The 21,140-nt window shown below is 70.4% G+C and carries 21 protein-coding genes; 9 read left to right on the forward strand and 12 right to left on the reverse strand.

Annotated elements, in window-relative coordinates:
* Window positions 1–26: 26 nt before the first annotated feature.
* From CAP38_RS05815 to mutL, 6 genes are all read right to left on the reverse strand, one after another.
* The gene (locus CAP38_RS05815; RefSeq protein WP_086119965.1) at window positions 27–719 is read right to left on the reverse strand and encodes an ABC transporter ATP-binding protein; all 693 of its coding nucleotides are present in this window, start codon (window positions 717–719) and stop codon (window positions 27–29) included.
* Window positions 716–1,696: a tRNA (adenosine(37)-N6)-dimethylallyltransferase MiaA gene (gene miaA / locus CAP38_RS05820; protein WP_086119966.1), complete on the reverse strand. Its 981-nt coding sequence runs from the start codon at window positions 1,694–1,696 to the stop codon at window positions 716–718. Before miaA ends, CAP38_RS05815 begins: the two co-directional genes overlap by 4 nt.
* Window positions 1,697–1,703: 7 nt before the next feature.
* Window positions 1,704–2,978: a Bcr/CflA family efflux MFS transporter gene (locus CAP38_RS05825; protein ID WP_218776561.1), complete on the reverse strand. Its 1,275-nt coding sequence runs from the start codon at window positions 2,976–2,978 to the stop codon at window positions 1,704–1,706.
* A 37-nt stretch (window positions 2,979–3,015) separates the two neighbouring features.
* Complete coding sequence (locus CAP38_RS05830) at window positions 3,016–3,879, reverse strand: alpha/beta hydrolase (protein ID WP_086119968.1); 864 nt, start codon at window positions 3,877–3,879, stop codon at window positions 3,016–3,018.
* A gap of 61 nt (window positions 3,880–3,940) precedes the next feature.
* On the reverse strand, window positions 3,941–5,284 hold the full coding sequence (gene gdhA / locus CAP38_RS05835) for an NADP-specific glutamate dehydrogenase (protein WP_086119969.1): 1,344 nt from the start codon (window positions 5,282–5,284) through the stop codon (window positions 3,941–3,943).
* A gap of 114 nt (window positions 5,285–5,398) precedes the next feature.
* Entirely contained in the window at window positions 5,399–7,318 is a 1,920-nt protein-coding gene (mutL, locus tag CAP38_RS05840; RefSeq protein WP_086119970.1) for a DNA mismatch repair endonuclease MutL, read from the reverse strand.
* Window positions 7,319–7,357: 39 nt separating this feature from the next.
* Between mutL and CAP38_RS05845 the strand changes: the two genes are divergently transcribed.
* Genes CAP38_RS05845 through CAP38_RS05855 form a run of 3 tightly spaced genes read left to right on the forward strand, consistent with a single transcriptional unit; the run spans window position 7,358 to window position 9,868 of the window.
* The gene (locus tag CAP38_RS05845) at window positions 7,358–8,005 is read left to right on the forward strand and encodes a DedA family protein (protein WP_086119971.1); all 648 of its coding nucleotides are present in this window, start codon (window positions 7,358–7,360) and stop codon (window positions 8,003–8,005) included.
* Between the two features lie 13 nt (window positions 8,006–8,018).
* A complete protein-coding gene (locus tag CAP38_RS05850) occupies window positions 8,019–9,365 on the forward strand; it encodes an aromatic ring-hydroxylating dioxygenase subunit alpha (protein ID WP_086119972.1) in 1,347 nt (448 codons plus the stop codon).
* Between the two features lie 2 nt (window positions 9,366–9,367).
* Complete coding sequence (locus CAP38_RS05855) at window positions 9,368–9,868, forward strand: aromatic-ring-hydroxylating dioxygenase subunit beta (protein WP_086119973.1); 501 nt, start codon at window positions 9,368–9,370, stop codon at window positions 9,866–9,868.
* A 4-nt stretch (window positions 9,869–9,872) separates the two neighbouring features.
* Here CAP38_RS05855 and CAP38_RS05860 read toward each other — a convergent pair whose 3' ends face one another.
* From CAP38_RS05860 to tsaE, 4 genes are read right to left on the reverse strand one after another with little or no spacing between them, the layout of a single operon-like run.
* Complete coding sequence (locus CAP38_RS05860; protein WP_086119974.1) at window positions 9,873–10,421, reverse strand: GAF domain-containing protein; 549 nt, start codon at window positions 10,419–10,421, stop codon at window positions 9,873–9,875.
* Between the two features lie 2 nt (window positions 10,422–10,423).
* Window positions 10,424–10,897, reverse strand: coding sequence for an OsmC family protein (locus CAP38_RS05865; RefSeq protein WP_086119975.1), 474 nt, complete (start codon window positions 10,895–10,897; stop codon window positions 10,424–10,426).
* A 22-nt stretch (window positions 10,898–10,919) separates the two neighbouring features.
* Window positions 10,920–12,371 (reverse strand): N-acetylmuramoyl-L-alanine amidase, encoded by a 1,452-nt coding sequence (locus CAP38_RS05870; RefSeq protein ID WP_086119976.1) that lies wholly within the window; start codon window positions 12,369–12,371, stop codon window positions 10,920–10,922.
* A complete protein-coding gene (tsaE, locus tag CAP38_RS05875; protein WP_373271405.1) occupies window positions 12,368–12,919 on the reverse strand; it encodes a tRNA (adenosine(37)-N6)-threonylcarbamoyltransferase complex ATPase subunit type 1 TsaE in 552 nt (183 codons plus the stop codon). The genes CAP38_RS05870 and tsaE overlap by 4 nt, the downstream gene beginning before the upstream one ends.
* Between tsaE and queG the strand changes: the two genes are divergently transcribed.
* A complete protein-coding gene (queG, locus tag CAP38_RS05880; protein ID WP_179188468.1) occupies window positions 12,902–13,993 on the forward strand; it encodes a tRNA epoxyqueuosine(34) reductase QueG in 1,092 nt (363 codons plus the stop codon). The genes tsaE and queG overlap by 18 nt on opposite strands.
* Before the next feature lie 9 nt (window positions 13,994–14,002).
* Here the strand turns inward: queG and CAP38_RS05885 are convergent, their stop codons facing one another.
* Window positions 14,003–15,568, reverse strand: a complete 1,566-nt coding sequence (locus CAP38_RS05885; RefSeq protein ID WP_086119978.1) for an acyl-CoA synthetase — start codon at window positions 15,566–15,568, stop codon at window positions 14,003–14,005.
* A 140-nt stretch (window positions 15,569–15,708) separates the two neighbouring features.
* On the opposite strand from CAP38_RS05885, the gene CAP38_RS05890 reads away from it, so the two are divergent.
* Genes CAP38_RS05890 through CAP38_RS05900 form a run of 3 tightly spaced genes read left to right on the forward strand, consistent with a single transcriptional unit; the run spans window position 15,709 to window position 18,146 of the window.
* Window positions 15,709–16,512, forward strand: coding sequence for an ABC transporter permease (locus CAP38_RS05890; protein ID WP_256924306.1), 804 nt, complete (start codon window positions 15,709–15,711; stop codon window positions 16,510–16,512).
* A gap of 15 nt (window positions 16,513–16,527) precedes the next feature.
* The gene (locus tag CAP38_RS05895) at window positions 16,528–17,520 is read left to right on the forward strand and encodes an MlaD family protein (protein ID WP_086119979.1); all 993 of its coding nucleotides are present in this window, start codon (window positions 16,528–16,530) and stop codon (window positions 17,518–17,520) included.
* Window positions 17,517–18,146 (forward strand): hypothetical protein, encoded by a 630-nt coding sequence (locus CAP38_RS05900; RefSeq protein ID WP_086119980.1) that lies wholly within the window; start codon window positions 17,517–17,519, stop codon window positions 18,144–18,146. Before CAP38_RS05895 ends, CAP38_RS05900 begins: the two co-directional genes overlap by 4 nt.
* Window positions 18,147–18,154: 8 nt before the next feature.
* Here the strand turns inward: CAP38_RS05900 and CAP38_RS05905 are convergent, their stop codons facing one another.
* Window positions 18,155–19,066, reverse strand: a complete 912-nt coding sequence (locus CAP38_RS05905; protein ID WP_086119981.1) for an AEC family transporter — start codon at window positions 19,064–19,066, stop codon at window positions 18,155–18,157.
* A 161-nt stretch (window positions 19,067–19,227) separates the two neighbouring features.
* On the opposite strand from CAP38_RS05905, the gene CAP38_RS05910 reads away from it, so the two are divergent.
* Together CAP38_RS05910 and xerD are read left to right on the forward strand one after the other, a co-directional pair.
* Entirely contained in the window at window positions 19,228–20,208 is a 981-nt protein-coding gene (locus CAP38_RS05910; protein ID WP_179188469.1) for a tripartite tricarboxylate transporter substrate binding protein BugE, read from the forward strand.
* A complete protein-coding gene (gene xerD, locus CAP38_RS05915) occupies window positions 20,208–21,134 on the forward strand; it encodes a site-specific tyrosine recombinase XerD (RefSeq protein WP_086119982.1) in 927 nt (308 codons plus the stop codon). The genes CAP38_RS05910 and xerD overlap by 1 nt, the downstream gene beginning before the upstream one ends.
* The last annotated feature ends 6 nt before the right edge of the window (window positions 21,135–21,140 follow it).

A 21,140-nucleotide genomic window follows, 5' to 3' on the forward strand; every position in this document is an offset into this window, starting at 1 on the left:
AAAAATTCGATCTTAATGTAATCAAGTTACATGGCGGTAACGGAATGCGCCGGCGCCATGGGGTGCAGGCCGTCGTCGCGCAGCTGCAGCACCCGGTCGGCCCGGGCGGCCGCTCCGGTGGAATGGGTCACCAGCACCAGCGAGGCGCCGTGTTCGCGCGTCTGCTGCTGCAGCACGTCCATCACGGTGGCGGCGGTGGCGGGGTCCAGGTTGCCGGTGGGCTCGTCGGCCAGCACCAGGGCCGGTCGGTGCACCAGGGCGCGGGCCATGGCCACCCGCTGCAGCTGTCCGCCCGATAGTTCGGCCGGCAGCCGCTGCCCCAGGCCCTGCAGGCCCACGGCGGCGAGCAGTTCGTCCACCCGCTGCGGTTCGCGGCGGCCCAGCAGCATCAGCGGCAGGGCCACGTTCTGCGCCACGTCCAGGTGCGGCAGCACATGGAAGGCCTGGAACACGAAGCCCAGGTGGGCGCGGCGCCACAGCGCCTGCGCGGTCTCGTCGAGCGCACCGAGGTCGGTCACCTGGCCGTCGGTGCCGGTCCAGGTGACGCGGCCTTCGCTCCAGGTGTCCAGCGCGGCCATGCAGTTGAGCAGGCTCGATTTGCCGACACCCGATTCGCCGACGATGGCCACGAACTCGCCCTGCGCCACTTGCAGGTTCACCTGGCTGAAGACGCGGGTGGTGCCGTACTGCTTGGAGAGTTGGTGGAGCTGCAGTGTCATGGTGTCGACGTTGAAGGGCCGAGCCAGTCGGTGGCGATGGCCAGCACCTGGGCCAGTGCATCTGGCGCGTCGCAGGCCACCACGCGGCGCTCGGGCATGGAACGCAGCCAGGTGAGCTGGCGCTTGGCGAGTTGCCGGGTGGCGGCGATGCCGCGTTCGCGCAGGTCGGCGCGGGTGTCGGGGTCGGGCGGGTCGCTGCGGTCCAGCGCTTCCCAGGTCTGGCGGTAGCCCACGCAGCGCATGGAGGGCAGGTCGGGGTGCAGGTCGCCCCGGGCGCGCAGCGCACGCACCTCGTCGATCAGTCCGCCGTCCAGCATGGCATCGAAGCGTTCGGCAATGCGGCCATGCAGCCAGGCACGGTCCTGCGGTTCGAGCGACATCAGGTGCTGCGGCAGCAAGGGGCTTTGCGGATTGTGGGTGCGGCCGCTCTGCCAGGCCGACATCGGCCGGCCCGACACCGCATGCACCTCCAGCGCCCGCTGGATGCGCTGTGCGTCGTTGGGGAACAGCCGTGCGGCGGTCACCGGGTCCACCCGCTGCAGCTCGGCATGCAGCGCCGGCCAGCCTTCGGCCCGGGCCCGGGCCTCGATGGCTTCGCGCACCGCTGCATCGGCCGTGGGCATGTCGTCCAGCCCGACCAGCAGGGCCTTGAAGTACAGCATCGTGCCGCCCACCAGCACGGCGGTGCGGCCGCGCGCGGCGATCTGGTCCACCAGCCGGGTGGCATCCCGCACGAAGGCGGCCGCGCCGTAGGCCTCGGTCGGCTCGATGACGTCGATCAGGTGGTGCGGCACCTGGGCCCGTTCGGCCAGGGTGGGCTTGGCGGTGCCGATGTCCATGCCCCGGTACACCAGCGCCGAGTCGACGCTGACGATCTCGACCGGCCAGTGCCCGGCCAGCGCCAGCGACGCCGCGCTCTTGCCGCTGGCCGTGGGGCCGGCCAGGGCGATGCAGCGCGGGCGGGCAGCAGGGTTCATGCCGGATTCAGGGCGTCGTGGATGCCGCGGCCAGCGGCGTGGCGGGTGCTTCGCCGTGTCGCCGGACCAGGGTCCAGGCGCACAGGGCGCACAGCACGCCCCAGAACCAGATGCCCTGCGTCAACGGCAGCACGCTGCCCTGGCCCGGGCCGAAGGCGGCCATGCTGTGACCCAGCCAGCTGCCCATGCCGAAGGCGGTGACCATCATGATCAGCCCGGCCAGTGCCGATGCCGCACCGGCCGACTGCGGGAACGGTGCCACCGCGCCGCTCTGGCCGCAGGGCTGGTGCACGCCGTGGGCCACCATGAACAGATAGAACGGCAGCACGATGGCCCACACCGCCTGCACGCCGGCCAGCGCCAGCAGCCCCATGGTGCTGCCCCCCACCAGCGACAGCCCGCCCGCCACCGCCACGGTGCGCCGCACGCCCAGCCGGGCCAGCAGACGGCGGCACAGCACGGTGCCGGCGATGTAGCTCAGCGACATGGTGAACATCAGCAGGCCGTACTGCGTCTTGCTCAGCCCCAGCGTCTGGATGAACACGAAGGACGACGCCGCCAGGAAGGTGAACAGGCCGCCGTAGGAGGCCGTGGCCAGCAGGGCATAGGCCCGGAAGGTGGGGTGGCGCGCGATGCGCACCCAGTTGCCGATCAGCACCCGGGGCTGCAGGGCCTGCGGGTTGGGCTGGCGCACCGTCTCGCGGAAGCGCCACGCGATGATGGCCAGGGTGACCGCCCCGAACACGCCGATCAGCAGCAGCGCAGCGCGCCAGCCCAGCAGGTCGGACGAAAGCCCCCCCAGCGGCGCACTGCAGCAGGCGATGACCCCCAGGCCGGTGAGCCCGCGCGACATGAACCGGGCGCCTTCGGCCGGTGCATACAGGTCGCGCACGATGGCGCGGGCGCACATCACCGACGCGCCCAGTGCGGCGCCCTGCACCGCACGCCAGGTGATCAGCTGTTCCATGCTGCCGGCCAGCGCGCTGCCCAGCGAAGCCGCCACGAAGGCACCCAGGCCGATCAGCAGGATGGGCTTGCGCCCGAAGCGGTCCGACAGCGGCCCCCACACCATCTGCGACAGGCCGAAGGCCAGCAGCAGCGCGGTGAGCGTGAGCTGCGCCTGCGACATGGGTGCTGCAAAGCCGGTGGTGAGCGCGGGCAGCGCGGGCAGGTACAGGTCGGTGGCCACCGGCTGCAGGCCCAGCAGCAGGGCCAGGGCCAGCACCACGAAACCGGGGCTCATGGCCGCCGGTGCAGCGGCTGTGGAAGGGGAAGCGGACATCCGGTCGAGGGTAGCAGAAGCCCTGCCCGGTCCAGCTTCAGCGCATGGCTTGCGGTGGCTCGCCCAGACCGAACAGCTCGGCCACGGCCTGCCGGTATTGCGGCTGCCCCACCGAGTTGGTGTTGTGGTGCGAACCGCCCTCGACCAGCACGAAGGCCTTGGGGCCGCGCGCCGCCTCGAACAGCTTCTGGCCCAGTTCGGGCTTGATCAGCCGGTCCTCGCTGCCGTGCACCACCAGCAGCGGCGAGCCGATGTCGGCCACCTTGCGCACCGACTCGAAACGTTGCGTGATCAGGGGCGAGATCGGCAGCCAGCCCCAGCGGAAGGTGCTCACCACATCGGGGATGGAGGTGAAGGTGCCTTCGACCAGGGTGCCCCGCTCGTCCTTCACCTGGCGGGCCAGTTCGATGGCGATGGCCCCGCCCAGCGAGTGGCCGAAGATGTAGCGCGGGCGATCCGGGTGGCGCTGCGCCAGCCAGTCCCAGGCGGCGCGGGCGTCTTCGGCGGCCAGGCTCTCGGAGGGCAGTTGCCGGGTGCTCTTGCCGAAGCCCCGGTAGTCCACCGCCAGCACCGAGAATCCCAGCTCCTGCATGCGCCGGATCCGGAAGGCCGATCCGGTCACGTTCCAGCGCGCACCATGCAGGTACAGCAGCACCGGGGCATCGGCGCGCTGGCGCAGGTCGGGGTGCGGGTGCCACAGGCCATGCAGCCTGACCGGCTCCGAGGTTTCGGCCGAGGTGAACTCGATCCACACGTCGTCCATGTCTTCGGCGGCCAGCGATCCGCCCGACCAGGTGCGGTCCGAGGGCTGGAAGATCCACTGGCGCTGCTTCTCGTCCAGCGTTGCGCACCCGGCCAGCAGACCGAGCGACACCACCAGAAGGGCAATCAGGCGCTTCATGGAAAGGGTGGAGCACCCCGGGACCAAAAAGTTCAGCCGGGCCTGATCGCCCGGCCCGGCCTCAGGTGATGCCCTGGGCCAGCATGGCGTCGGCCACCTTGACGAAGCCGGCGATGTTGGCGCCGTCCGTGTAGCTCACCGCGCCGTCGGCGCGCCGGCCGTGGCGCACACAGGCAGCGTGGATGCCCTGCATGATCTCCAGCAGGCGGCGGTCGACCTCGTCGCGGGTCCAGCCCAGGCGCATGGCGTTCTGGCTCATTTCCAGGCCCGATGTGGCCACGCCGCCGGCATTGCTGGCCTTGCCCGGTGCATACAGCACGCCGGCGGCCTCGAAGGCCTTGGCCGCCTCGATGGTCGATGGCATGTTGGCGCCTTCGGCCACACACACCACACCGTTGCGGATCAGGGTGGCGGCGTCGTCGGCATCGAGCTCGTTCTGGGTCGCACAGGGCAGGGCCACGTCCACCGGCACATGCCAGGGGCGCACCCCGGCCTCGAACCGGGCGCCGGTGCGCTGCGCGCAGTCGCTCACCCGGCCGTAGTGCTGGTTCTTGACGTCCATGAGGATGGCCAGCTTCTCCGGGGTGAAGCCGTCCTCGTCGATGAGGGTGCCGCTGGAGTCCGACACGGTGACCACCCTGGCACCCAGGGCCATGGCCTTCTCCACCGCGTACTGGGCCACGTTGCCCGAGCCGGACACCGACACACGCAGCCCCTCGAACGACCGGCCCCGGGTGCGCAGCATTTCCTGGGCGAAGTACACCGTGCCGTAGCCGGTGGCCTCGGGCCGCATCAGCGAACCTCCGAAGCTCAGTCCCTTGCCGGTGAACACGCTGGCGGCACTGTTGGCCAGCTTCTTGTACATGCCGGCCATGAAGCCGACCTCGCGCCCGCCCACGCCGATGTCGCCGGCCGGCACGTCGGTGTCGGGGCCCACGTGGCGGTACAGCTCGGTCACGAAGGCCTGGCAGAAGCGCATCACCTCGCCCGGGCTCTTGCCCTTGGGATCGAAGTCGGCGCCGCCCTTGCCGCCGCCCATGGGCAGGGTGGTCAGGGCGTTCTTGAAGGTCTGCTCGAAGGCCAGGAACTTCAGCACCGACAGGTTCACCGAGGGGTGGAAACGGATGCCACCCTTGTAGGGGCCGATCGCCATGCTGTGCTGGATGCGATAGCCCCGGTTCACCTGCACCTGGCCGTGATCGTCCACCCAGGCCACGCGAAACATCACCACCCGCTCCGGCTCCACCAGCCGTTCCAGCACGCCCTGTTCGGCGTAACGCGGGTGGGCGGCAATGAAGGGCCACAGGCTTTCCATGACCTCGGTGACGGCCTGCAGGAATTCCGGCTGGCCCGGATTGCGCAGGGCCACCTGGGCCAGGAAGTCGTGAACGGACGCGTGTTTCATCGGGTCATGCTCCAAAAAAGTGCATGACATTATGCGAAAACGGCATTCCGCCCACCGAAACGCCTTTGATTGGTGCGTCGAGTACTTTTTTGGGGCGTCCGACCGGGATCTTGATCAACGGCCGCGCAAAAACAGTGCATCCAGCTCGCGCATGCCCAGCTGCCGCCAGGTGGGCCGGCCATGGTTGCACTGGTCGCTGCGCTCGGTGATTTCCATCTGGCGCAGCAGGGCGTTCATTTCGTCCAGGGTGAGCCGGCGGTTGGCGCGCACCGCGCCGTGGCAGGCCATGGTGGCCAGCAGCTCGTGCTGCGCCCGCTGCACCACGCTGGCGGCGTCGACCCCGGCCAGCTCGGCCAGTTCGGCCAGCACGCTGCGGGCCAGTTCCACCGGATTGCCCTGGGCCAGCGTGGTGGGCACGGCCCGCACCGCCAGCGTGCGCGGCGACAGGGCGGTGACTTCCAGGCCCAGCCGGGCCAGCACCTCGGTGGCGGTCTCGGCGGTGCTGACCTCGGTCGGGGTGGCGGCGAAGGTGGCCGGGATCAGCAGCGGCTGCATCGGCACCGACTGCGCGTCGAGCTGCTGCTTGAGCCGTTCGTAGACGATGCGCTCGTGGGCGGCGTGCATGTCGACGATGACCAGACCCTGGGCGTTCTCGGCCAGGATGTACACGCCCTGGATCTGGGCCACGGCGCGGCCCAGCGGCCAGTCGCCGTCGGGCAGCGGCTGCGGTGGCGACGGGGGCAGTGCCGGTGCCGCTGCAGCAATCGATGGGCCGGTCGCCGCGCCGGGCTGCCACAGCGCGGCCAGGTCGTTCACCGGCACGCCACCCGTATCGGGTGGGCCCGACCAGGCCGGTGCGGCCTCCGAGGGGCTGGTGGCGCCGAAGACCAGCCGGTCCTGTCGGGCCGAATGCAGCGGATCGGACGGCAGCGTGGGTGCCGCCACCGGCGGGGCCACCGGCGCGGCGCCGGCCCGGGGTGCGGCCAGGGCACCCTGCACGCCCTGGTGCACCGCATGGTGCACCTCGCGGCTGTCGCGGAAGCGCACCTCGATCTTGGTCGGGTGAACGTTCACGTCCACCCGCGTCGGGTCCAGGGCGATGAACAGCGCGAACACCGGCTGCCGCTGGCCGTGCAGCACGTCTTCATACGCACTGCGCACCGCGTGCTGGATCACCTTGTCGCGCACATAGCGGCCATTCACGTAGGTGAACTGCAGGTCGGCGCGCGAGCGGGCGGCGTCGGGCACCCCGGCCCAGCCCCAGACCTGCACGGCGGTGGACGGTCCCGGTTCGGCCGGCCAGGCCACCGGCACGGCCTGCTCCACGAAGTCGCTGCCCAGCACGTCTGCCAGGCGCTGCTTCAGGCCGGCCAGTGCCGCCGATGGCGCGCCGGTGTCCGGTGTCGCCACTGCGCGCCACTGGGCCACCAGGCGGCCGTCGTGCCAGATGGCGAAGCCCACATCGGGTCGGGCCAGGGCATGGCGGCGCACCGATTCCACACAGTGGGCCAGCTCGGTGGCGTCGGTCTTGAGGAACTTGCGCCGGGCCGGCGTGGCGAAGAACAGTTCGCGCACCTCCACGGTGGTGCCGCGCTGGCGGGCGGCGGGTTCGAGCTCGCCGCTGCGGGCATTCAGCAGCCAGCCATGCGGCACCGGGTCGGTGTCCACCCGGGTCAGCAGCGAGACCTCGGCCACCGAGGCGATGGCGGCCAGCGCCTCGCCCCGGAATCCCATGGTGCCGACCGACTCCAGGTCGGACAGGCTGGCGATCTTGCTGGTGGCGTGGCGCTTGAGCGCCTGCGGCAGGTCGTGGCGCGGAATCCCGTGGCCATCGTCCTCCACGCTGATCAGCCGCACGCCGCCGGCCTGCAGCCGGACCGTGATCTGGCTCGCCCCGGCGTCCAGCGCGTTGTCGACCAGCTCGCGCACCACCGAGGCGGGCCGTTCCACCACCTCGCCGGCCGCGATCTGGCTGATGAGTTCGTCGGGCAGTTCGCGGATCGGGCGCGGGGCGGCGGAAGCGGTGGCGGTCATCGGCAAATTGTAGGAAGGCGGGGCCGATAATCCCCGACCATGGAGCTCATCACCTTCCTGATCGATTTCATCCTGCATGTCGACCAGCACCTGCAGGCCTTCGTGCAGGCCTACGGCGCCTGGGTGTACGCCCTGCTGTTCCTCATCGTCTTCACCGAGACCGGCGTGGTGGTCATGCCCTTCCTGCCGGGGGATTCGCTGCTGTTCGTGGTGGGCACGCTGTGCGGCGCCGGCTTCATGAGCCTGCCGCTGGCCATGGGCCTGCTGGTGGCCGCCGCCATCCTGGGCGACCAGACCAACTACAGCATCGGCCGCCACTTCGGCCCGAAGGTGTTCCAGTGGGAGAACTCGCGCCTGTTCAACCGCAACGCCTTCAACCAGGCGCATGCCTTCTACGAGCGCTACGGCGGCATCACCATCATCCTGGCGCGCTTCATGCCCTTCATCCGCACCTTCGCACCCTTCGTGGCCGGCGTGGCCGAGATGAACCGCGGCCGCTTCACCGCCTTCAACGTCATCGGTGCCCTCATCTGGGTGGTGGGCCTCACGCTGGCGGGCTACTGGTTCGGCAACCTGCCCTGGGTGCAGGCGAACCTCAGCAAGATCATCTGGGCACTCATCCTGATACCGGGCCTCATTGCGCTGTTCGGCGCTTGGAAGGCCCGCACGAACACAGCCACCCCCTGAAGTCGGAGGCCGCATGAACGCACCCCAACCCCTGGTCCGCTGGCCCGACCCGGGCACCAGCCGGATTCCGTACTGGGCCTACACCGATCCGTCGCTGTACCAGCAGGAGCTCGAGCGCCTGTTCTATGGCCCGCACTGGAACTACATAGGGCTGGCTATCGAGATCCCGAAGACCGGCGACTACCAGCTGCGCTGGGTCGGCGAGCGCCAGGTGATCATGGTGCGCGACCGGGTGGCCCCGCGCGACCGCGACACCGACCACGGCATCCGCGTGGTCGAGAACCGCTGTGCCCACCGGGGCGTGCGCTTCTGCCAGCCGCCCATGGACGGGCACACCGGCAACGCCCGCAGCTTCGTGTGCCCCTACCACCAGTGGACCTACAAGCTCAATGGCGACCTGGCCGGCCTGCCGTTCAAGGACGGGGTGAAGGCCGCCGGTCCCGAGGGCGAATGCGTGCACGGCGGCATGCCGACGGACTTCGATCTGTCGAAGAACGGCCTGACCAAGCTGCGTGTGGCGGTGCTGCACGGTCTGGTGTTCGCCTCCTTCAGCGAGGAGGCCGAACCGCTGGAAGACTACCTGGGCAGCGAGGTCATGCCCTGGCTGGACCGCATCTTTGCGGGCCGCGAGCTGCGCCTGCTGGGCACCAACCGCCAGCGCATTCCGGGCAACTGGAAGCTGATGATGGAGAACATCAAGGACCCCTACCACCCGGGTCTGCTGCACACCTGGTTCGTGACCTTCGGCCTGTGGCGCGCCGACCAGAAGAGCCGCATGGTGATGGACCGCCACGGCCGGCATGCGGTCATGCTCTCGCGCCGCAACGACGGCGGCGCCAACAAGGCGGTCACCGAGGGCGTGACCAGCTTCAAGGCCGACATGAAGCTGGGCGACCCGCGCCTGCTCGATGTGGTGCCCGAGCCCTGGTGGACCATCGACGACCCGTCGAACCCGGGCACGCCCATCACGCCCACGGTGACCATGATCACGCTGTTCCCAGGGCTCATCGTGCAGCAGCAGGTCAACTCGCTGTCCACCCGGCACATCGTGCCGCGCGGCCCGGGCGAGTTCGACTTCGTCTGGACGCACTTCGGCTTTGCCGACGACACCGAGGAGATGACCACCCGCCGGCTGCGCCAGGCCAACCTGTTCGGCCCGGCCGGCTTCGTGAGCGCCGACGACGGCGAGGTGATCGAGTTCAGCCAGGACGGCTTCCGCCAGTGGGGCGAGGGCGGCGCCACGCTGGTGGAGCTGGGCGGCAAGGACGACGATGTGGGCAAGCCACCCACCGAGCACATGGTCACCGAGACCCTGATCCGCTCCATGTACGCCTACTGGCGTCGGGCCATGGGGGTCTGAGCATGCCGTTGCCGACACCCGATGCCCTGGCCCTGCGGCAGCAGATCGATGCCTTCAATGCCGACTATGCCGCCGTGCTGGACGACCGCCGTTTCGCCGAGTGGCCCGATCTGTTCGTGCCGGATGCCCGCTACAAGGTGCAGGGCCGCGAGAACTTCGACCGTGGCCTGCCGCTGTGCCTGATCCACCTGGAAAGCCAGGCCATGATGCGCGACCGCGTGGTCGGCGCCACCACCACCATCTACCACGCGCCGTACTACACGCGGCATGTGGTGGGCAGCTCGCGCATCACCCATGGCGGTGCCGGCACGGTGGATGATCCGGTGCGGGCCGAGGCCAGCTACGCGGTGTTCCGCACCCGGCCCGGCAGCACCAGCGAGGTGTTCCAGGTCGGGCGCTACATCGACGCCTTCGTGCACACCGATGCCGGCCTGCGACTGCAGGAGCGCCACTGCGTCTACGACAGCGAGATGGTGCTGAACTCGCTGATCTACCCGGTCTGAGACGTCAGCCGGCCTGGCCCGACTTCCGGCCCGCTTCCAGCCGCATGGCGGTCAGGCGGGCGGTCATCTCCAGCGTCTTGAGATCTTCCGGATTCGGGCGGTCCTGCGGGCTGAAAGTGAAGCTGCACAGGGTGCCATACACCTCGCCGTTGCTCAGCACGATGGGTGCGCTGATGTGGGTGCCGATGGAAAACGGCAGGCTGGCCGACAGATCCCGGGCCAGCGGGTGCTGGGCTGCGTCCGGCAGGAAGCCCGGCAGGCGTCCTTCCACCACATGGTGGCACCAGCTCTCCTCCAGCCGGTCGGAGGTGCCGACCCTGACGACCGGTCGCGCAGCATCTGCGGCCACCTGCCGCATCACGCGCTGGCCGTCGACGAACTCGGAACAGAACACCACGTCCATCTTCAGCCGCTCGCGCAGCGTGCGCAGCACCTCGGTGATGGTGCGGTCCAGGGCCTCGTCGGACTGGTCGGCGGTGGCCACCAGCATCTCGGACACGGTGACTTTCAGGTCGTCGGGCTCGTAGCCCAGGTCGTGCACGGACAGCGGCATGGTCACTCTCCTGTGGTCTGCGGCTCCACCACCACCTCGGTCTTGACCGAGTTGGCAATGAAGCACTCCTCATGGGCCTGGTGGTGCATGTCGGCCAGTTCTTCGGGGGTGGGCTGGCGGCCGGAGAAGGTGACCGCCGGGTGCAGCGTGACCCGGGAGACCCAGAACTTGCGGTTCTGGTTGGCGGCCATCACGCCCACGGCATGGTCGGCATACCGATCGACGCAGAAGCCCGATCGCACCGCGATGGAGAAGAACCACAGCATGTGGCAGCTGGAGAGCGAGGCCACGAAGGCTTCTTCCGGGTCCATGGCGGCCGGGTCGGAGTAGGGCAGCGGCACCACCAGCGGCGATGAGGAGCCGGCCACCTCCAGCCCGCCGTCCAGGCGGATGGTGTGGCGGCGGCTGTAGCGGTTGTCGGTGAAGGTCTGGTCGCCGCGTTCCCAGAGGATGTCGGCGGTGTACTGGTGGGCCATGCTGCTTGGGGTCGGAAGGTTTTCAGATCTGGCGGTTGCGCGCCAGCGGCGGGTTCGCCTCGAAGTACCGCACGATGCCGCGCATGAGCGCATCGGCCAGGTCGTTCTGGTACTTCGGGTCGTTGAGGCGTTTTTCCTCGTCGGGGTTGCTGATGAAGGCGGTCTCCACCAGCACGCTGGGAATGTCGGGCGCACGCAGCACCGCAAAGTTGGCCTGCTCGACCCGGGGCTTGTGCAGCCGGCCCACGCGTTTGACCTCGCCCAGCATGGAGTTGCCGAGCTTGAGGCTGTCGTTGATCTGGGCGGTGGTGCTCATGTCGAGCAGGGCACGCTGCACCGTGGCGTCCTGCGATCGCACATTGATGCCGCCCACCAGGTCGGCCGCGTTTTCCTTGTTCGCCATCCAGCGGGCGGCGGCGCTGCTGGCGCCCCGTGTGCTCAGGGCATAGATGCTGGCGCCCTGGGGGCGCGGGCTGTAGAACGCATCGGCATGGATGCTGATGAGCAGGTCGGCCTGAACGCGCTGCGCCTTGGACACCCGCACCTGCAGCGGCACGAAGAAGTCGGCGTCGCGTGTCATGAAGGCGCGCATCGGGTTGCCGTTGACGGTGGTGGCGTTGATGCGGTCGCGCAGCTTCTGCGCGATCTGCAGCACCACCTTCTTCTCGTGGGTGCCGCCGGGGCCGATGGCACCCGGGTCTTCGCCGCCGTGGCCCGGGTCCAGGGCCACCACGATCAGGCGCTCGGTGCGGGCGCGTTCGCGGGCCTTGGCCGACGGCGCGGCCGGTCGGGCGGGCGGGGTCGGTGCGGACGCCACCGGCGGGTCGTTGCGGGGGACGGGGGTGCTGCGCTCGGCCGGTGGCCTGGCCGGCGGGTCGTGGCGGGCGATCAGGTCGCCCAGCGGATCGGGGCGGGTGGCGCGCTCGGGGGTGACGGTCGCGCCGCTGCCCTGGGTTTCCAGACCCAGCAGGCGGGCAGCCCGGGCGCTGGCTTCGTCCAGGTCGCGCATGCGCTGGGCAATGAGCTGCTCCAGCGGATCGGGCGGGTTGACCGGGCGCAGGTCCAGCACCAGCCGGTGCTGGTAGGCCGCCACCGGATCGAGGTTGAACACCTCCGGCTTCATCGCCTGCTTGAGGTCCATGACCAGCCGCACCACGTTCGGCGCGTACTGCGCCACCCGGATGCCGGCGATGTTGGGGTCATCCGAGCGCAGCTGGGCCACCAGATCGCGCAGGCCGGGCATCAGGTCCAGACCTTCGATGTCCACCGCCAGCCGGGGCGGGTTGTCCACGAAGCTGGAGCGCGAGACCAGCTTCGTGTCGGATTCGATGGTCACGCGGGTGTAGTCCTCCGCCGGCCAGATGCGCACCGCCAGCACGCTGGCGCCGCGCGCGATGTGGTGCGGTCCCAGCAGCAGCACCAGCGAGCCGACCTGGAGCAGGCTGCGCCGGGCGGGATCGGGCAGGCGGGTCATCCGGCGATGGCCTCCAGCAGCCGCTGGCCGGCCGGTGTGTGGGCGGTGGCGCGCACCAGGCGCGAGCCGTCGTGATCGGGATCGGTGTTCATGGGGTCGGGGTCGATGTCCAGCGTGAGGTCGATGGCGGGCATGAAACCGGCGGCCCGCTCGGGCCACTCGACCAGCTTGAGGCCCGGGCTGCCGAAAAGTTCGCGGAAGCCGGCATCTTCCCATTCGCGCGGGTCGGTGAAGCGGTAGAAGTCGAAGTGCCAGATGGACAGCGCCTCGCCCGGGGGCATGAGCGGGCAGTCGATGGCGGTGTGCGGCTCCACCACCGCGTAGGTCGGGCTCTTGATGCGCCCGCGCACGCCCAGGGCCCGCAGCAGGTGGCGCACGAAGGTGGTCTTGCCGGCGCCCAGATCGCCCTGCAGCGCCAGCGTGGCATGGGCCACCGCCGGGCAGGCGGCCAGCCGCTGCGCGAAGGCCTGCGTGGCCTCCTCGTGGGGCCAGCGGCCATGCCACACACCGCTTCCTACAATCGGTGCCGCATGAACACGGGTCTGGATGTCGCTCAACTGGTCTCCCGCATACGCGTCTGGGGGCAAGAGCTCGCATTCTCCCAAATCGGTGTGTCGGGTGTCGACCTGCGCTCGGCCGAACCCGGCCTGCAGGCCTGGCTGGCCGACGGCTGCCATGGCGGCATGGACTACATGGCCCGTCATGGCATGACGCGCGCCCGCCCGGCCGAGCTGGTGCCCGGGACGCTCAGCGTCATCACCGCCCGCATGAACTACCTGCCGGCCGGCACCCCCACCGACTGGACCGGGCGCGAGCTGCAGCGCCTGCAGCGCCCGGGCGAGGCGGTGGTGTCGGTCTATGCCCGTGGGCGGGACTACCACAAGGTGCTGCGCCAGCGGCTGCAGAAGCTGGCCGACCGCATTGCGGCCGACATCGGACCGTTCGGCCACCGGGTGTTCACCGATTCGGCCCCGGTGCTGGAGGCCGAACTGGCCACCCGCAGCGGCCTGGGCTGGCGCGGCAAGCACACCCTGGTGCTGGACCGCGAGGCCGGCTCCATGTTCTTCCTGGGCGAGATCTTCGTCGACCTGGCCCTGCCCCCCACCGAGCCGGTCAGCGACCACTGCGGCCGGTGCAGCGCGTGCATCGACGCCTGCCCCACCCAGGCCATCACCGGGCCGCAGCGGCTGGATGCGCGGCGCTGCATCAGCTACCTGACCATCGAGCACGACGGCCCCATTCCGCCGGACCTGAGGCCGCTGCTGGGCAACCGCATCTACGGTTGCGACGACTGCCAGCTGGTGTGTCCCTGGAACAAGTTCGCGCAGCGCTCGCCGTTGCCGGACTTCGACGAACGAGAAGGCCTGAGCGGCAGCACGCTGGTGCAACTGTTCGGCTGGACCGAGGCCGAATTCCTGCGCCGCACCGAAGGCAGCGCCATCCGCCGCATCGGGCACGAGCGCTGGCTGCGCAACATCGCGCTGGCGCTGGGCAATGCGCTGCACGGCGGCCTGAGCGGCGAGGCGGCCCAGGCCGCCCGGGCCGCGCTGCAGACCCGCGCCGACCACCCCAGTGCCGTGGTGCGGGAGCAGGTGGCCTGGTCGCTGGCGCCGGCCCCCTGAGCCTGGCCCTCAGGCCTGCGCGTAGCGCAACCGCAGCTCGCGCTTGAGCAGCTTGCCGCTGGGGTTCTTGGGCAGGGCGTCGGTGAACACCACCCGCTTGGGCGACTTGAACGACGCCATGTGGGTGTTGCAGTGCGCGATCACCTCGTCCTCGGTGAGCTGGTGGCCGGCCTTGACCACGATCACGGCGGTCACCGCCTCGACCCATTTCGGGTCGGCCAGGCCGATCACCGCCACCTCGCTGACCGCGCCGATCCGGTAGATCATTTCCTCCACCTCGCGGCTGGCCACGTTCTCGCCGCCGGTCTTGATCATGTCCTTCTTGCGGTCGACCACGGTGATGAAGCCCTCGTCGTCCACCACCGCCAGGTCGCCGCTGTGGAACCAGTCGCCCTCGAAGGCGGCGCGGGTGCGCTCGGGGTCGTTGAAGTAGCCCAGCATCAGGTGCGGCGAACGGTGCACGATCTCGCCCACTTCGCCCACACCCACGTCCTCCATGCGGTCGTTCACCACCCGGGTCTCGACATTGAGCACCGCCTTGCCGCACGAGCCGGGCTTGCGCAGCTGGTCCTGCGGGCCGAGCATGGTGGCCAGCGGCGCGATCTCGGTCTGTCCGTACAGGTTCCACAACCGCACCGAGGGCAGGCGCGATGCGAGTTCCTTGAGCACCTCCACCGGCATGATGGACGCGCCGTAGTAGCCCTTGGCCAGGTGTGCCAGCCGCGCCGGGTCGAAGGCCGGCGAACGCAGCAGGCCGATCCACACCGTGGGCGGCGCAAAGAAGCTGGTGATGCGGTGCTGCTCCAGCAGCTTCAGGAGGTGGTCGGGCACCGGCTTGCCGGTGATGATGTTGGTGCTGCCCACATAGATGGCCGGGCCGAAGAACACGTCGAGCTGCGCGCAGTGGTACAGCGGCAAGGCATGCAGGGCCACGTCGGCCTCGGCGATCTCGGCATTGATGACGCAGCTCACGTACTGCCACAGCACCGCGTCGTGGGTGAGCATGGCGCCCTTGGGGCTGGACTCGGTGCCGCTGGTGTAGACGATCTGGGCCAGGTCGGTGCTGCCCAGGCGCACCGGGGGGAGGGGTTCGCCGCAGGCGGCCAGGTGGTCGAAGCGGTGCATCCGTTCCACCGGTTCGCTCGGGTCCTCGCCCGGCATCCAGATGAACTGTTCCACGGCGGTGTCCAGCGCGGCGGCGGCGCGGGCCAGATCGGCCAGACCGCTGTCGGTGGCCAGGGTGCGGGCACCGGCATGGCGCAGGATGTAGGCCACCTCGTCGGCCTTGAGCATGAAGTTGATCGGCACCAGCACCGCGCCCCGGCGCGCAATGGCAAAGCGCAGCGCGGCAAAGGCGTGCGAGTTGCGGGCCAGCACCGCCACCTTGTCGCCCTCGGCCACGCCGATGTGGGCCAGCCCCGCAGCCAGCCGGGTGACCAGCGCATTGAAGTCGGCATAGGTCCAGCACACGTCGCCGCAGACGATGGCGGTCTTGTCGGGCAGGCGCAGGGCGGTGCGGTGCAGGGCGTCGGCGATGGTCTGGCGGCGGATGGCGGGGTCGGGATGGTGGGACATGGCGGATCGGTTCGGACAGGGGGCAGGTAGCCGATTCCACCGTCAGCCCGCCCTTTGTGCCATGCGCGTTTTCACCAGCCGGGCAGCAGCGGCGGAAGGACTTACAGGCTGTTGCACCCCACCCGCCTATCATCCGGCGCATGGACCGGTTGACCCTTGCCATCGATGCACTGCCGGCAGGCCAGGGCCTGCGGCGGCTGGGTGGTGGCGTGCTGCACCTGCTGCGGCTGGGTGCGCTGATGGTGGTGCTGTCGCTCTCGCCATCCACCTACCGGCTGCCGGCCACGCGGCGCTCGGTGCTGGTCCAGCTGGTGCGGGCCACGCTGCCGTTGCTGACCTGGTTCCTGGTGCTCAGTGCCCTGGCCAGCCTGGTGCTGATCCGCATCGTGGTGGCCACGGCCGCCAGCTACGGCCTGTCCCAGTACGCCATCGAGGTGCTGGTGCGCACCCTGGTGCTCGAACTCATCCCGCTGTATGCCGCCGTCTTCGTGGCGCTGCGGCATGCCCTGCCCGATGCGCAGCAGGTGCGTGCCCTGCTGGCCCGCCGGCGGCAGGCCGTGACCGCCCCGGACGCCCATGCGGCGGTGGCCTTGGCGCTGTTCCCGCGCGCCCTGGCCAGCGGTTTCGCGGTGCTGCTGCTGGCCGGTCTGGCCGGGGTGACCGCGCTGCTGCTGGCCTATGTCACCGTGTACGGTTTCTCGCCCTGGGGGCTGCCGGCCTACACGCACGCCGTGGGCGGCATCTTCAGCCCGGCCGTCAGCCTGATTTTCGGCGTCAAGACCGGGCTGTTCGCGCTGGCCGTGGCGGTGGTCCCGCTGGCCGCCGCAGCCCGGCCCGATGCCGCCGGACGCCTGCGCCGTCAGAGCGACATGGCCGCCTTCGCCCGCCTGTTCTCGGCCCTGCTGCTGATCGAGATCGGCTCCCTGCTGGGCAACTACGCCTGAATCCCCCGTCCGCCCATGACCCCCGTCCTGCCCCCCGATGCCGACCCGCCGGTGCGCTTCCTGGCCTTCAAGGCCACGGCGCTGATCGTGCTGATGCTCGCCCTGCTGGCGGGCTCGGTGGTGTACGTGCTGCATGCCCGGGGCGTGTTCGAACCCACCCAGCGGGTGGTGCTGGTGGCCGACGACTCGGAGGGCGTGTCGGTCGGCATGGACATGACCTTCGCCGGCTTCGCCATCGGCCGGGTGGCCCGCATCGAACTGGCCGACGACGGCCGGGCGCGCATCCTGGTGGACGTGCCGCGTCGCGACGCCCGCTGGCTGCGCACGTCGAGCATCTTCACGCTGGAGCGCAGCCTGGTGGGCGGCACCCGTCTGCGGGCCTACAGCGGCGTGCTGGACGACCCGCCGCTGCTCGACGGCGCCGAGCGCACCGTGCTGCGCGGCGACGCGGCGGCCGAGATTCCGCAGCTCACCGCCGCCGTGCGCGACCTGCTGGGCAACCTCAATGCACTGACCCGCGCCGATGCGCCCCTGGCCCGCTCGCTCGACCATGTGGAGGTGGCCACCGGCCGCCTGGCCGGGCCGCAGGGCATGGCCGCGATGGTCGCCGGCAACGAGGCCGACGCCCGCCGCCTGCTGCAGGCCATCGAACGCAGCAATGCGCTGCTGGCCCGCCTGGACACGCTGGTGGCCAATGCCGACCGGCAGGTGTTCGGCCAGGGCCAGCCACCCGGACCGGACGGCCGCCCTGCCGGCCTGGTGGGCGATGTGCAGGCCACCGTGCGCCAGCTCGACGCCCTGCTGGCCGACACCCGCGGCAGCCTGAAGAAGCTCGATGCCGTGCTGGTGGAAGCCCAGGGTGTGGCGGCCAACACCCGCGAGGCCACGGTCGACCTCACCGCCCTGCGCGCCGAGGTGGAGGCCAGCCTGCGCCGGGTCGACGGCCTCATCCTCGACCTCAACCGCCGCTGGCCGTTCGCCCGCGATGCCGAGGTGAAGCTGCCATGACCCGAGCGCACACGTCCCTGGTTCTGCTGGTGCTGTGCGCTGCGCTGGCCGCGTGCAGCAGCACCCCGCCACCGCCCGACTGGCAGATGGCCGCCCGCATCTCGCTGGACCGGGCCGCCGAAGCCTGGCTGCAGGGCAACGACCGGGTGGCCGAGGCCGAGCTGCAGCGCGCCCGCCGCGAGCTGCGCTCCACCGGCCAGCCGGCCCTGCTGGCCCGCGCCGAACTGCACCACTGCGCCACCCGCGTGGCGGCCCTGCAGCCGGGCGCATGCCCGGCGTTCGAGGCACTGGCCGTGGATGCCGCGCCGCCCGAGCAGGCCTATGCGCGCTACCTGGCCGGGCGGGCCACCGAGGCCGACCGTGCCCTGCTGCCGCCGGCCCAGCGCCAGCCGCTGGCCGATGTGGCCGACCCGCTGTCGCGTCTGGTGGCGGCCGGGGTGCGGCTGCAGACCGGGCAGATCACGCCGGCCGAGGTGGCGCTGGCGGTGGACACCGCGTCCGCCCGGGGCTGGCGCCGTCCCCTGCTGGCCTGGCTGGGCGTGCAGCGCGACCGCGCCCTGCAGGCCGGCCAGACCGCCGAGGCCGCGCGGCTGCAGCGCCGCATGGACCTGGCGACCGCGCGCTGAACCCGGGGTCAGCGCCCGCCGAGCACGCCCAGCGCCAGCGGCAGGCTGACCATGCCGAGCAGGGTGGAGAGCGTCACCAGCCCGGCCACATAAGGCCCGTTGTAGCCCATGCGCGCGGCCAGCACATAGCAGCTCGACGCGGTGGGCACGGCCGAGAACATGAGCAGCACCAGGGTCTGCTGCGGGTCCAGGCCGAACAGCTGCGCGATGCCGAAGGCCATGAGCGGCATGCCCAGGTGCTTGACCGCCAGCACCAGGCCCCCCAGGGTCTTGGCGCTGGCCAGCAGACCGAACTGCAGGCCGGCGCCGGCGGCCATCAGGCCCAGCGCCAGCGAGGCCTGGCCGATGCGGGTGACGGTGGGCTCCATCCAGACCGGTATCGACCCGCCCGCCAGGTTGAACAGCAGGCCGCTGGTGGTGCCGATGATCAGCGGGTTGCGCAGCAGTTCGCGCACGAAACCGCGCCCGGCATGGCGCGCCATGGGCCACACGGCCGCCACGTTGAACAGCGGCACGCACACGCCGATGATCACCGCGATCATCTGCACCCCCGGCGCGCCGGCCAGCCGGTCGGCCAGGGCCAGGGCGATGAAGGAATTGAATCGGAAACCCACCTGCGCGCTGGCCGCATGCAGCCGGGTGTCCAGCCGGCGGCCCACCCAGGGCCAGCGCGGCAGCGAATAGGCCAGCGCAATGCCGCACAGACCCAGGGTGATGCCCGCACCCATCAGGTGCGAGGCCGCGCCCAGATCGAGCGGGTTGCGCACGATGGCCTGGAACAGCAGCACCGGGAACAGGAAGTAGTACACCAGCGCCTCCACCGGCTCCCACACCTTGCGGTCCAGGGCGGTGAAGCGGCAGAGCAGGAAGCCGCACAGGATGAGCGCGAAGTCGGGGAAAAGCAGCTGGGCGTGGTTCACCGCCCGAGCATAGCGGCTGCGCCGGGGCCATATCGGGGTTTTCCCCGTCTGTGGTTCTCCGGATCGCAAGGCGGGAACCGGTTGGTACATTCACGGGTCACCCACGACGGCCCGGCCCTGGAGCCGGACGCATTTCATCCATACCCACAAGGAGACCTCTCATGCTGAACCGACGCCATGCCCTGACGACCGCCGCCGTGCTGGCCGGCCTTGCCGTGCCGGGCGCTGCCGTCTGGGCCCAGGCCTTCCCCAACAAGCCGATCCGCCTGCAGGTGCCGTTCGCACCGGGCGGCACCACCGACATCATTGCCCGCGTCATGTCCGAGCCGCTGGGCAAGGCCCTGGGCCAGTCGGTGATCGTCGAGAACAAGGCTGGCGGCGGCGGCGTGGTCGGTGCGTCCGAGCTGGCGCGTTCGCCGGCCGACGGCCACATCATCGGCATGGCCACCGTGTCCACCACGGCCGCCAACCCGGCGATCAACCCCAAGATCCCCTACAACACGCTCACCGACTTCACGCCCATCATCAACATCGCCGCCACGCCCAACGTGATCGCGGTGCACCCCAGCTTCCCGGCGCGCGACTACAAGGGCTTCCTGGCCGAGATCAAGAAGAACCCGGGCAAGTACAGCTATGCCACCTCGGGCACCGGCGGCATCGGCCACCTGCAGACCGAGCTGTTCAAGAGCCTGACCGGCACCTTCATCACCCACATCCCGTACCGCGGTGCCGGCCCGGCGCTCAACGACACGGTGGGTGGCCAGGTGCCCATCATCTTCGACAACCTGCCCTCGGCACTGCCCTTCATCCGCGACGGCCGCCTGATCGCCATCGTGGTGGCCGCACCCGAGCGCGTGGCCGGTCTGCCCAACATCCCGACCTTCAAGGAAGTGGGGCTGGAGGCCGTCAACCGCATGGCCTACTACGGCCTGATCGGCCCCAAGGGCATGCCCAAGGAGGTGGTGGACAAGATCCACGCGGCCGCCCTGCAGGCCGTGGCCGATCCGGCGGTGAAGAAGCGCATCGAGGACACCGGCTCGCTGGTGGTGGCCAACACCCCGGCCCAGTTCGCCGAGCAGATCAAGGCCGAGTTCGGCGTGTACAAGCAGGTGGTCGAAAAGCAGAAGCTCAAGCTGGATTGATGACCGCCACGGCCTCCCGCGCGCCGGCCGGTCCGCAGGACCTCGCCGGGGCCTTCATCGATGCCCTGTGGCTCGAGGAAGGCCTGTCGCGCAACACGCTGGAGGCCTACCGGCGCGATCTGGTCCTGCTGGGCGACTGGCTGGCGCCGCAGGGCAAGACCCTGCTGCAGACCACCGAGGCCGACATCAACGCCTACTTCGCGGCCCGGCATGCGCAGACCCGGGCCAGCACCGCCAACCGGCGGCTCACCGTGTTCCGCCGCTACTTCCGGTGGGCGCTGCGCGAGCGCTTCATCGACGCCGACCCCACGCTGCGCCTCATGCCCGCCAGGCAGGCGCTGCGGGTGCCGCACACCCTGAGCGAAGCCCAGGTGGAGGCGCTGCTGAACGCGCCCGACACCGGCACCCCGCTGGGCCTGCGCGACCGCGCGATGCTGGAGCTGATGTACGCCAGCGGCCTGCGGGTGAGCGAGCTGGTCACGCTCAAGGCCTGGCATGTGTCGCTGTCGGAGGGGGTGCTGCGCGTCACCGGCAAGGGCAACAAGGAGCGGCTGGTGCCGTTCGGTCAGGTGGCCGGGCAGTGGCTGCAGCGCTGGCTGGCCGAGGGCCGGCCGGACGTCCTGGGCGGGCAGGCCAGCGACGACCTGTTCGTCACCTCGCGCGGGTCACGCGCCGGCGAGGCCATGACCCGGGTGATGTTCTGGCAGCTGGTGCGCCGTTATGCGCAGCAGGCCGGCATCACGGTGCACCTGTCGCCGCACACGCTGCGCCATGCCTTTGCCACCCACCTGCTCAACCACGGGGCCGATCTGCGGGCGGTGCAGCTGCTGCTGGGGCATGCCGACATCTCCACCACCACCATCTACACCCATGTGGCGCGCGAGCGCCTGAAGACGCTGGTGGCTCGGCACCACCCGCGCGGCTGACGCTGC

The sequence above is a fragment of the Hydrogenophaga sp. IBVHS2 genome (assembly GCF_002127215.1).
Lineage (GTDB): Bacteria > Pseudomonadota > Gammaproteobacteria > Burkholderiales > Burkholderiaceae_C > Hydrogenophaga.